We start from the raw sequence: 11,855 nt of genomic DNA on the forward strand, positions 1-11,855 counted from the left end.
GCAGCGCTTTCCGGTGCAGCTTTCCGGCGGCCAGCGCCAGCGCGTGGCCATCGGCCGCGCCCTCGTCTCCCGCCCCGACCTTCTGCTCATGGACGAACCCTTTGCCGCGCTCGACGCCATCACCCGCGAGCATCTGCAAAATCTGCTTCTGCACGTCTGGCAGCGCCGGCGCATGAGCTTCATGCTGGTCACCCACAACGTGGCGGAAGCCGTCTTTCTCGGCCGCTACATCATGGTGCTCGGCGGTCGCCCGGCCACAAAAAAGCTGTGGCTGGAAAATCCCTGTTTCGGCGACGCCTCCTGCCGGAACAGCGATACCTACTTTTCCCTCATCCGAAGCGTTCATGAGGTGCTGGAAGATCCGGACTCCCGCAGCGCGGAGGCGGCGCAGTCATGAAGATTCTCGACATTCTCTTCCGCTACGTCGTGGCCTTTTTCGCCCTGCTTCTGCTCTGGCAGGCAGGCGCGTGGGCGCTCGGCCCGTATCTTCTGCCCGCGCCGCTCGACGTGCTCGACGCCTGGATGCAGTCTCTCGGCGATTCCGTCATGCAGGAGCACATCCGAAGCAGCGCGTTCCGCGTGGCCGCTGCCATGGCGCTGGCCTTTCTCATCGCCTTTCCGCTGGGCATTCTGCTCGGCTACCGCAGACGCATCGACCGCTATGTTTCGCCCATGGTCTTCCTTACCTATCCCCTGCCCAAAATCGTGCTGCTGCCCGTGTTCCTCACGCTGTTCGGCCTGGGAGAGCTTTCCAAAATTCTCATCATCACCCTGACCACCGGCTATCAGATTCTCGTGGTCACGCGAGACGGCATCCGCCAGCTCGACGCCCGCTATCTCGACGCCTTCCGAACCCTCGGCGGCACCGCGGCGCAGCTGGTGCGCCACGTGCTCGTGCCCGCCGCCCTGCCCAGCGCCATGACGGCCCTCAAGGTCAGCAGCGGCACCGCCGTGGCCGTGCTCTTCATGGCCGAATCCTTCGCCACGCAGCGCGGTCTCGGCTTTCTCATCATGGACGCCTGGGGCCGCGGCGATCAGCTCGAAATGTTCTGCGGCATTCTGTCCATGAGCCTGCTCGGCCTTGCCGTCTATGAAATCTGCCACGTCGCCGAAAGGGTGCTCTGCCGCTGGAAGCGACTGGAAAACAGGAGATGACACCCCATGCTTCGTTTTGAATCGGATTATGAAGAAGGCGCGCATCCGCGCATTCTGGAACTTCTTGCCAAAACCAATCTCGAACAGACGCCCGGCTACGGCGAAGACCACTACTGCGACGAAGCGCGGGACCTCATTCGCGCCGCCTGCGCCGCGCCCGGGACCGACGTGCAGTTTCTGGTCGGCGGCACGCAGACGAACTTCATCGTCATCGAATCCGCGCTCCGTCCCTGGCAGGGCGTGCTCTGTGCCGACAACGGCCACATCAACGTGCATGAAACCGGCGCCGTGGAGGCCACCGGCCACAAGGTGCTGGCGCTGCCCGCAAAGGACGGCAAAATAAGCGCCCGACAGATTCGCGAAGCCTGCGCCCGGCACTTTGCCGACGACTCCCACGAACACATGGTGCAGCCGGGCATGGTGTACCTCTCCTCGCCCACGGAATCCGGCACGCTGTACTCCAAAGCCGAACTGGAAGAGATCAGCCGCGCCTGCCGCGAACTCTGCCTGCCCCTGTTCGTGGACGGCGCGCGCATGGGCTACGGCCTCATGTCCCAGGCAAGCGACCTGACGCTCGCCGACTACGCCCGCCTGTGCGACGTTTTCAGCATAGGCGGCACCAAGGTGGGCGCGCTCTTCGGCGAAGCCGTGGTCATCGCCTCCCCCGCCCTGAAAAAGGATTTCCGCTACCTCATGAAGCAGCGCGGAGCCATGCTCGCCAAGGGCAGGCTGCTCGGCATCCAGTTCGCCGCCCTGTTCCGGGACGATCTGTACTTCCGCATTGCCGAGCGCGCCGACAAGCTGGCCATGCGCCTGCGGCAGGCCTTCACGGAAAAGGGCTGGCCGCTGCTCTACGATTCCTTCACCAATCAGCAGTTTCCCATAGTGCCCGACGCCGATCTCAAACGCCTTGCCGACAAATATTCCTTCGGCTTCTGGCAGCACATGGACGAAGCGCACAGCGCCGTGCGCTTCTGCACGAGCTGGGCCACGTCCGAAGAGGCCGTCGAGGCGCTCATCAGCGACATCCGCGCGCTCTGAGCCTCCGCGCAGCACGCGCAAAAAGGGCCGGATGTTCTTCATAGAACATCCGGCCCTTTTTGCCGTCCGAAACGAAAACGCTAGTCGTCCAAACCAAGAAGACGCGCGGCATTGCCGTACATGACGCCTTCCATCACTTCCGGGCGCAGCCCCCAGTGCTTATAGTATTCCACGGCCTGCCGCACATCCACGCACGGATACGCCGAACCGTACAGAAACTTTTCCGGAATAAGGTAGTTGGCCGCATCCAGATACTCCCGGTTGCCCGGCACGTTCATGGTGTAGAGATCCGGGGCCAGATACACGCCCTCGCGCTCAAAGGCCACATGGCAGATGCCGCCGACGTTGGGCCAGCCGCCGTGGGCAATGACCAGCTTCAGTTTGGGGAAGTCCAGCGCCACACGTTCGATGATCATGGGATCGGTGTAGCTGAGATCCGGGGCCACGAATCCGCCGAACGAAATGAACACGGGAATGTTCGCCGCCTGGCACTTTTCGTAGATGGGATACACGGCCCTGTCGTCCGCCCGGAGCGCCGGACGGCAGAAGCCCGGCTCCACCAGCACGGCCCGGGCCGAGCCGTGCAGCACAAAACGGTCGATTTCGTCAAGCGCTCCGGCGTCGTGCGGATCAATGCCCGCCACGCCGACAAAGCGCCCCGGCCAGAGCCGGTTCAGCTCTTCAAGATCGGCATTATCCATGCCCGTGGATTTGCGTATCAGCACCGCGCCGGCGACTATGCCGGCCTCGTCCATCTCCCTGATGAAAAGATTCATGGACTTCTGCCTCGCCGATTCGCCTATGGTCATGCCGAAGCGCCGGGCAAAGGATTCCGGCTCGAAAAGCTCCCGGCCGGGATTGTTGAACATCCCTTCGCAGATGCTGCGGAAGGGCGGACGAATGCGCATGTCGAATATTTTCATGGTCACACCTCTGCGTCGTTTGTCGTTGCCGGAAGCCGTCAAAACCGGCCGCTTCCGGCGTTCACGCTACATGCTGAAACCGTACACCATGCCGATGACGGGGAAGCCGAACACGAACAGGAACAGAAGTCCGGCCAGCACGGCAAACGATCCGGCCTTGAAGGCCGTCCGCACGCCTATCCACTCCACGTTGGAGAACATGATGGCCGCGCAGGTGGACGCCGCAGGCGTGGCGTAGGCGCAGGCCGCGGCAATGATGACCAGCACCGTGAGCGCCACGGGATTCAGGCCGAGCATCTGGCTCACCTGATAGCCGATGGGCACGGCGATGAGCACCAGGCTCACGTTGTGCGTGAACTGCGTGGCCACGTTGATGATGAGGGAGAACAGAATCAGGAAGGCCACCACGCTCGTGCCCTCAAGGCTCGAGCTCATGACGGAGGCCAGCCACGCGGTGATGCCCGCCGCGTCGCTGCTCACCGCCGCGGACACGGGAATGGCCGCCGCCGTAATCCAGAACACGTTCCAGTGTATGCCGTCGCGGGCGCAGACGTCGAAGTCCAGAATGGGCCGACCTTCCAGACGCATGACGCACAGCGCAATGAGCACCACCGCCACGGCCGAAAGAAAGTTGAACTTGCCGAGCATGCCCAGAGCTCCGGCATTGCCCAGCATGAGGTTGGGAATGAGCATGAGCGCCATGAACACCACCAGCGCAACCGCAGCCACCTTTTCCCGCGTGTTCAGCTTGAGTTCGCGGCGCATGCTTTCCAGATATTCCTCGGAAAGATTCATGAGCTTGCTCACGTCCGGGCGGAAAATATATTTCATCACCAGAAAATACGCCACCACAAAGAGCAGGCACAGCGGAATGGTCACGGCCATGAAGGTGAGATAGTCAAGGGTCAGCGCGCCCTTGGACGAGGATTCCAGCGCGCCGATGGCCAGAATGCACACGTTGCACCAGGGCTTGCAGCCGAAGGAAAGCACGGCGGTGATGGCCACGCCCGCGCAAAGGAACGCGGGATAGCGTTCGCCTTTCTTGTAGCCCGTTTCCTCAAAAATGCTGTAGAGCAGGTTCCACACGAGAAAGACCACGGCGTTGCCGTCCACAAGAAAGCTCACCACAAAAGAGCCGACAAGCACCATGAACGTGAACGTCCACGGCCGCCCCACCAGACATTTGCGGCTCAAAAACCAGCTCGACATCTTTCTGTTGATGCCGCTTTTTTCGCAGAACGACGTGAACACCAGCACGAGCAGCATGAAGATGACCAGATGATTGCTGAAGGCGCTGGCAAAGGCGTCCTGAGGGGTTTTGAAGAATCCGCACAGGCCCAGAGAAAAAATGCTCAGCATGCTGGGCCAGATGAAGCCTATGAACGTCCATCCGTACAGCAGGCCGATGAACACCCCGAGAATGGACATGCCGAACGGCGAAATGCCGTCGAAGGGAATATAACGAAAGCCGAAGGTCAGCAGAAAATATATGACGGTATGAATCCAGTAGTTGTCTCTGGATTTCACTGCAGATGCATGCACAATCATGTCTCCTTTTCGTTTCCTCTCGGAAGGAACGAAATAAACGATTTGAGAATCTCTCCAGGCTCTCCGTTCAGCAGATAGCCCGTCACGGCGGTCATGCTTTCTCTGATGTCGATGGTCGTTATTCCCTGAAGGTAGGTCCGGAAAGGTTCGGCGCCGTCAAGGAAGATGTCGTGCAGAAAGCCTATGCCCACATTGTTGGCTATGGAGTGACTCCAAAGATTCAGCGATGTCGTGGCAAGCACGATGTTGGGCCTGCCGTAGCGGGAAAGCAGAGAATAGAGGGGCGTATTGCACATTTCGTCGGCCGCCCCGCCTATGATCGGTTCCCGAATGAGCCTGCGCAGTGAAACGGAACGACGCCGCGCCAGAGGATGCGTCTGCCCCACGCAGGCGTGATACCCGCCCTCGGCCAGGGGGTGAAACGTCAGACGCTCGTCGGCAAGAAACGACGGATCCGGACGCCCCTCCGCGGTGACGGGTACATTAAGAATGCCGATGCTGTACGTGTCCGGTTCCGCGGGACTCAGCATCCGTTCGCGGATGCCGTCGGCGTTGAGCGTCGAGGTCACCACCCGCACGCGCGGATAGCGCGCAGTAGCGCTCCACAATACTGAACAGCCTTGCCAGATAAAACGCCGTGTTCACGTACACGCGCAGCGTGCCGCGAAGGCAGTCGCCGCTTGCGGACGTGAATCCGGCGGTCAGTTCCCGGTATCGGGGAATGACGTCCGCTGCAAAGGCCAGAAGCTGCCGCCCCTCCGACGTGAGGGCCACGCCCCGCGACGAACGGCGAAGCAGCGTCACGCCGAGTTCCGTCTCCATGTTTTTGATGGAGGCGCTCAGCGCCTGCTGCGTCATGTGCAGATTTCTGCTGGCACTGGCCAGAGAACTGTGCTTGGCAACCTCAAGAAACGAAGAAAGCTGTTCCAGTCTCATGGACTCTCCTTTTCCTGCCGGACACCAGCGCTTCGGGAAAAGGAACTACAGCCCGAGAAAACGACGGGCATTTTCCTCCATGAGATACGGAAGCCGCTCCGCCCTCACGCCGCAGGAACGACAGTGCCGCTCCGCGTCCGCCATGGAAATGATGGGCGCGGCGGAAGCAAAGATCATTCTGTCGTAAAGCAGTCCGTTGGCCGCCGTAATGTAGTCGCTGCTGCCGGGGGCATTGAGCATGTACATATCCGGAGCAATATAGACATTGCCGCGATTGAATGCAATTTCGCACACTTCCGTCACAAACGGCCAACCGCCGTGGCTGAGCGCCATGCGCATGCGGGGAAAGGTTCCGGCCACCTTGTCCAGGGCCAGAGGCGTATAGTACTCAAGACCGGGAGTAAAAATGCCGCCGTAGGTGAACACCACGGGCACGCCTGCTTCCTGGCAGCGCTCATACAGAGGAAACACCCGGGGATCGTCCACCTTCCAGTGCTCGGGATCAAAGGCCGGCTCCAGAGCGATGCCCGCGCAGGGGCCGTGAATCACATACCGGTCGAGCTCTGCCATGGCCTCGTCCATGCCCATGAGCGGAGCAATGCCCGCAAGGCCGATGAAGCGGCCGGGCCAGCGTTCAAACAGATCCAGCAAATCTTCGTTGTTTCCCCCGCATCCCTTGCGGATGGGAACCACGGCCTGCGTCACGTTGCAGCTGTCCATTTCCGCTATGAGATCTTCCATGGAAAAGGTGCGAGCGCAGGGGGAAATGTGCATGCCGAAGCGCGCCGCACGCTGCGTGACGTCTTCAATATTGTTGTAGAACTCCGCCGTCCTATAACTTGGAATAGGCGGTCTCACCCTGAAATCTATGCTCATGCTTCCTCCGCATTAACCATTATAATATCTCAGCAATGCACATATGGTAAAATAAAGTCCAACAAATATTTTTACCAATGATGAGGCGAGCTACAAAAATTATTTGTTGCGGAAGAAGCCGGAGACGGCATTGCAAGAGCCATTTGCAACGCTTTAATACGCAACGGGGGCGTTTTGCAGCACTCCTGCAAAACGCCCCCGTCCAGGCATCCGAAAAAATTTCCGGGAACTCAGTCTTCCCAGAACAGCCGCGTCACCTCGTCGGGCACGGCACGGCCCCGAAGATTCCCCAGCCAGAACGCCAGCAGAGAAACAACGCACGTCGGCACGATGGCATGCACCCCGCCCAGCGGAACCTTGAACACGGAAAGCAGCACGAACACCGTCACCCCGATCACCATGGACCAGAGAGCGCCCGACGCGTTGGCCTTTTTCCAGTACATGCCGAGCACTATGGGCCAGAGAAACACGGCTTCCAGGCCGCCGAAAGCAAACAGATTGATCCAGACCAGAAGATCCGGCGGATCAAACGAAGCGAGAAACACCAGCACGCCCACGGCCAGCGTGCAGCAGAAGCTCATGCGTCCTATTTTCGAGGCCGATATCTTCGACGCGTCGTTCCTGAGCCGATAACGGATGTAGAGATCCTTGATGATGGACGCGGAAACCAGAAGCAGCATGGTGTCCACCGTGGACATGATGGCCGCAAGCGGACCGGCCACAAACACGCCCGCCCAGAACGGCGGCAGAAGATCAAGAATGAGCGACGGAATGATGAGATCGCCGGACGTAAGTCCGGGCATGACGGCGCGCCCCAGAACGCCCGACAGATGCATGAACAGCAGAAGAAAACCGATGATGAGCGTGCCCATGATCATGGCGTCGTGCATGGAGCGCGAATCCTTGTATCCGAAGCAGCGCTGCGTGGTCTGCGGCAGGCCGAGAATGCCGAGTCCCACCAGAATCCAGAAGGAAAAGAGCATGGGAGCCGGAATGCTGTCGCCCGCGCCGGAAGGAGAAATCAGGCCGGGGTCAATGCCTTTCAGCGTCTGAATGCACTGTTCCATGCCGCCGCCGGCCCGAACCACGGCAAAAAGAATGACCACGGAGGCAATCAGCATGACCACGCCCTGCAAGGCGTCCGTCACGGCCACGGCCCGGAATCCGCCCACGGTGGTGTACAGCACGACCGTAATGCCGAACAGCGCCAGACCCACTTCATACGGATAGCCGGTCACCGCCTGAAACACGCGGGCCCCGCCGATGAACTGTGCAATCATGGACGCCGCAAAAAAGATCAGCACCGCCACGGAACACAGAATGACCACCGCGTCGCTCCGATACCTGGCGTAAAGAAAATCCGTAATGGTCACGGCATGAATGCGGCGCCCGACCATGGCAAAGCGCTTGCCGAGAACGCCGAGCGTAAGAAACGTGGTGGGCACCTGAATCATGGCCAGCAGCACCCATCCGAGGCCCAGCTTGTAGGCCACGCCGGGGCCGCCCACAAAGCTGCTTGCGCTGGTGTAGCTGGCAATGATGGTCATGGCCAGCACAAAGCCGCCCATGGTTCGGCCGCCTATGAAGTATTCTTCAATAAAACCGCTTCCGTTGCCCTTTCTGGCCTGCCGCTGCGCCCACACGGCCAGAAGAATCGTCAGAACCAGATAGCCGACAAGAGGAACAAGTGCCATACTCATGAACGCTTCTCCTCGTCGATGTTTTCGTCATTCCTGTTCTCATCAAGAGGAATGTCGGCAAAAAAGCGCCGGACCACGATCCACAAAATCAGCGTCATGACGGGGTACCCCAGCACGCAGCTGTAAAAAAACCATGCCGGCAGACCGAACACATAACTGTATTCCTCCGGATCGCCCGAGCCGAGGCCGAAGGCAAAGGCCGTCCACCACACGAAAAAGAAGATGTAAAGACCAAACGTAATCAAGGCTTCCCGGTCGGCCTGTCTGAACGCTCCGCGCATATGTCAATCCTCTGTCGCAGTGTTCCCTGAATCATGACGCGTCTGCCGCGTCGGAAAGAAATTCGTCGTCCTTCCCCGCTCTTCGCCTCCAGCCCGCAAAAAGAGCGCCGGAAATATTCTGCCACGCGCTGAACAGCGCCCCCGGCAGCGTGGCCAGAGGAAAACCGGAAAAATTCGCCGCTGCCAGCGCCACGGCCAGTCCGCTGTTCTGCATGCCCACTTCCACGGCCACGGCCGTTCTTCCGGCGTAGTTCATGCCGAAAAGCGCGGCTATGCCGAGTCCGAGCAAAAGCCCTGCTCCATTATGCAGGAAGACCAGCAAAAGCACCAGCAGGCCGCTCTCGGCAATCTTGTCCGCGTTGACGGCCACAATGCCGCCCACAATGAGCACAATGCCGCTCACGGAAACGAGTGGACAAAAATCCACGCATCGGCGCACCAGGCCCCACGCCGCCCTCCGCAAAAACAGCCCCGTCAGCACGGGAGCCAGAACAATGTTCATAACCGAGGCCATCATGGCCGGAAAGGACACGTCCACCCGGCTCCCTGCAAGCAGATAGACCAGAAGCGGCGTCAGCACGGGCGCAAGAAGCGTGGATACCACCGTCATGCTCACCGAAAGCGCCACGTCGCCGCGCGCAAGATACGTGATGACGTTGCTCGCCGTTCCGCCCGGCGCACAGCCCACAAGAATAACCCCGAGGGCCAGTTCCGGCTCCAGGGAAAAAAGCTCCGCCAGGCCCCAGGCAAGCAGAGGCATCACGCAAAACTGCGCCGCACAGCCCGCCGCCAGAGCTCCGGGGCGCTGCCACACGGCCCGAAAATTCTCCGGACTTATGGAAAGCCCCATGCCGAACATGATGACGGCAAGAAAAAGCGACGTGTGCGGCACAGTCCAGGCAAACAGCGGGGGATGCATCCAGGCCAGAGCGGAACAGAACAGTATGAGGACGCCTATATGTCGGGCCAGCAGCATGCTGAGCCGCCTGAAAAACAACATATGTCATCTCCATAAAAGGATAAGGACAAGGCCGGACATGTTCGGCAGAATGTCCGGCCTTGTCTTTAGGGCAGATCAGTTACACGTTCGCAAGACTGCCGTGCTTTTCATAGTCGGCGACACGGACCACCCTGTTGAGCGAATCCACGAAAACGACCTTCGGCCTGAAGGCACGAACCTCTTCCGGCTGCATGAGCGCGTAGGCCATGATGATGACCATATCTCCCGGCTGCACCAAGCGCGCAGCCGCACCGTTCAGACATACCACCCCGCTGTTCCGCTCACCGGCAATGGCATAGGTTTCAAGGCGCTGTCCGTTGTTCACGTCGACGACCTGCACCCTTTCGTATTCCTGAATGCCTGCCGCCTCCATAAGCTGCTCGTCGATGGTGATGCTGCCCACGTAATCAAGCTCTGCCTGCGTCACCACCGCCCGATGAATTTTGCCTTTCAGCATCGTCAGCAGCATGTTCTAGCCTTCAAAAACAACGTTGTCGATGAGGCGGGTTTTGCCGATGTACACGGCAATGGCGCAAAGCACCGGCCCCCGGATTTCAGCCACGGGCTGCATGGAAGAAGCGTCCACCATTTCCACATAGTCGATACGGGCCAGGGGCTCGCTCTCCAACATCTTCCGCATGGCGGAAAGCACCGTCTCGGCACGGCGTTCTCCCTGCTCCATCATGGTTCTGCCGAGCGTCACGGCGCGGCTCAGCACGACGGCCGCCTGCCGCTCTTCCGCATTGAGGTAGGTGTTGCGGGAACTTCTGGCCAGCCCGTCCGCCTCGCGCACAATGGGGCAGCCGATGATCTCCACATCAAAGTTGAGATCGCGGACCATGCGACGAATGACGGCAAGCTGCTGGGCGTCCTTTTGTCCGAAATACGCCCTGTCGGGAGCAACAATATTAAAAAGCTTGCTCACCACCGTACACACGCCGCGAAAATGGCCGGGACGACTTTTGCCGCACAGGCCGTCCGTCAGTCCGGTCATGTCGACCCAGGTGCAGAAATCGGACGCGTACATATCTTCGGGACGGGGATGAAAAATCAGATGCGCGCCGGCCGCTTCGCAAAGGCGGCTGTCCGCATCAATATCGCGGGGATAGTTCGCCAGATCCTCATGAGGGCCGAACTGCGTGGGATTGACGAAATCGCTGACCACGACGCGATCATTTTCCGCAACCGCCCGAACGATAAGGCTCTTATGTCCTTCATGGAGATAGCCCATGGTAGGAACAAGACCGACGCTCAGGCCCAGACGACGCCATTCTTTGACCTGCGCTCTGACTTCGACGACAGAAGAAACGATGTTCATAACCGCTCCCGATATGCTTTTGTATTGACGGCAGGCCGACGCGACGTCGGCTGCTGTGAACAGGCAAAGACGACGCTATGTGAACCGCTGCAAAACGCATGAAGCGTCAGCCTTCAGGCCCTGAAATACCGCAAGCTCTTTCCGTCCGCACGACGCAAGGCCTCGTCGTGGAAACGGTATGGAAGGTGACGTTAGTCAAAAAAACAAATAATGGCAACCAGATCGACTTTTGTCTCTGTCAGAACATGCTCTGAGCATCCACGAAATTCTCCCAAAGGGGAAAAAAATTTGCATGACAAAAGACCGCTCCCCGTGTCCTGTTGCGCTCTTTTTAAGAGCGTTCAAAGCCTGATGCAAGTTTATGGAGTTTCTGGCTGAGAAAAACGCAGATTTTTATGGATCAACTGACGGATGTCGCTGAAGGATTGAACCCGCTCCTGCCTTGCCGAAGCCTCCTGTCCCTTTCACGAGTACATTATAAAAAAAACATGTCCGGCGATGCCTCGCCTGCACAAGATGAGAAAACGCTGCCCTGTTTTATTTCCTCCAACCGGCTCCGCCACTGCGGGAGTTTTCCTTGTGCGGACGCTTCCGCCTGAAAAATCTCCCCCCGGAGGCGAGCAGAAAAAAACATCATTTTTCCAGACAGGAAAGCCCAATGTTGCGGATGTTGAGGGAGGCTCTCGGTATTTCTCTGAAAAGTTCCGCCAACCGGCCCTGCCGCTGCCTGCCGCCGCGATAATTTTCTTTTCAGTCGCTTCCCATGTTGCGGGGGATTCTCGATCAGCCTCTGAAACATTTCTCCCGTCAGGCGGCCAACCACCGCGATAATTTTCTTTATCGCCCTCTTCCGCCGCCTCAGCCATCCGAAGGAATGAAAACAAAAAAGGGAAGGAACCCCCGGAGCGGATCTTCCTTCCCTCAAAACGCATTCTGCAAGCGCAGGTCTTTAAACGACGAAAGGCTCCTGAACAGTAGCCTTTCTAAAGATAACCTTGGCATCGGCCTACTTTCCCACGTAAAGGTGCGCAGTATCATGGGCGATGAAGCGCTTAACTTCCGAGTTCGGAATGGGAT

At 59.1% G+C, this 11,855-nt stretch carries 13 protein-coding genes and 1 rRNA gene; 3 read left to right on the forward strand and 11 right to left on the reverse strand.

Annotation, left to right across the window (positions count from 1 at the left end):
- From ACZM96_RS06885 to ACZM96_RS06895, 3 genes are all read left to right on the forward strand, one after another.
- A partial coding sequence (locus tag ACZM96_RS06885; protein WP_489488124.1) for an ATP-binding cassette domain-containing protein occupies positions 1-397 on the forward strand: 397 nt, incomplete at its 5' end.
- Positions 394-1,155, forward strand: a complete 762-nt coding sequence (locus tag ACZM96_RS06890; RefSeq protein ID WP_489488126.1) for an ABC transporter permease — start codon at positions 394-396, stop codon at positions 1,153-1,155. The genes ACZM96_RS06885 and ACZM96_RS06890, both read left to right, overlap by 4 nt.
- A gap of 6 nt (positions 1,156-1,161) precedes the next feature.
- The gene (locus ACZM96_RS06895; protein WP_489488127.1) at positions 1,162-2,196 is read left to right on the forward strand and encodes a threonine aldolase family protein; all 1,035 of its coding nucleotides are present in this window, start codon (positions 1,162-1,164) and stop codon (positions 2,194-2,196) included.
- Positions 2,197-2,276: 80 nt separating this feature from the next.
- On the opposite strand, the gene ACZM96_RS06900 is transcribed toward ACZM96_RS06895, so the two are convergent.
- The 11 genes from ACZM96_RS06900 to rrf all read right to left on the reverse strand — a co-directional run.
- Complete coding sequence (locus ACZM96_RS06900) at positions 2,277-3,119, reverse strand: amidohydrolase family protein (RefSeq protein WP_489488129.1); 843 nt, start codon at positions 3,117-3,119, stop codon at positions 2,277-2,279.
- A 66-nt stretch (positions 3,120-3,185) separates the two neighbouring features.
- On the reverse strand, positions 3,186-4,661 hold the full coding sequence (locus ACZM96_RS06905) for an SLC13 family permease (RefSeq protein WP_489488131.1): 1,476 nt from the start codon (positions 4,659-4,661) through the stop codon (positions 3,186-3,188).
- A 2-nt stretch (positions 4,662-4,663) separates the two neighbouring features.
- Complete coding sequence (locus ACZM96_RS06910) at positions 4,664-5,197, reverse strand: LysR substrate-binding domain-containing protein (RefSeq protein WP_489488143.1); 534 nt, start codon at positions 5,195-5,197, stop codon at positions 4,664-4,666.
- Positions 5,151-5,603: a LysR family transcriptional regulator gene (locus ACZM96_RS06915; protein ID WP_489488132.1), complete on the reverse strand. Its 453-nt coding sequence runs from the start codon at positions 5,601-5,603 to the stop codon at positions 5,151-5,153. Before ACZM96_RS06915 ends, ACZM96_RS06910 begins: the two co-directional genes overlap by 47 nt.
- A gap of 45 nt (positions 5,604-5,648) precedes the next feature.
- Positions 5,649-6,479, reverse strand: a complete 831-nt coding sequence (locus ACZM96_RS06920) for an amidohydrolase family protein (protein ID WP_489488134.1) — start codon at positions 6,477-6,479, stop codon at positions 5,649-5,651.
- Between the two features lie 230 nt (positions 6,480-6,709).
- On the reverse strand, positions 6,710-8,179 hold the full coding sequence (gene panF / locus ACZM96_RS06925; protein WP_489488136.1) for a sodium/pantothenate symporter: 1,470 nt from the start codon (positions 8,177-8,179) through the stop codon (positions 6,710-6,712).
- Entirely contained in the window at positions 8,176-8,460 is a 285-nt protein-coding gene (locus tag ACZM96_RS06930) for a YhdT family protein (RefSeq protein WP_294485593.1), read from the reverse strand. The genes panF and ACZM96_RS06930 overlap by 4 nt, the downstream gene beginning before the upstream one ends.
- A 31-nt stretch (positions 8,461-8,491) precedes the next feature.
- Positions 8,492-9,460, reverse strand: coding sequence for a bile acid:sodium symporter family protein (locus ACZM96_RS06935; protein WP_489488138.1), 969 nt, complete (start codon positions 9,458-9,460; stop codon positions 8,492-8,494).
- 79 nt (positions 9,461-9,539) lie between these two features.
- Positions 9,540-9,917, reverse strand: a complete 378-nt coding sequence (gene panD, locus ACZM96_RS06940) for an aspartate 1-decarboxylase (RefSeq protein ID WP_489488140.1) — start codon at positions 9,915-9,917, stop codon at positions 9,540-9,542.
- Positions 9,918-9,932: 15 nt separating this feature from the next.
- Positions 9,933-10,778 (reverse strand): pantoate--beta-alanine ligase, encoded by an 846-nt coding sequence (gene panC / locus ACZM96_RS06945; protein ID WP_489488141.1) that lies wholly within the window; start codon positions 10,776-10,778, stop codon positions 9,933-9,935.
- Between the two features lie 993 nt (positions 10,779-11,771).
- Positions 11,772-11,855: ribosomal RNA gene (rrf, locus tag ACZM96_RS06950) — 5S ribosomal RNA — on the reverse strand; the annotation flags it as partial.

The organism is Mailhella sp., from assembly GCF_057866825.1.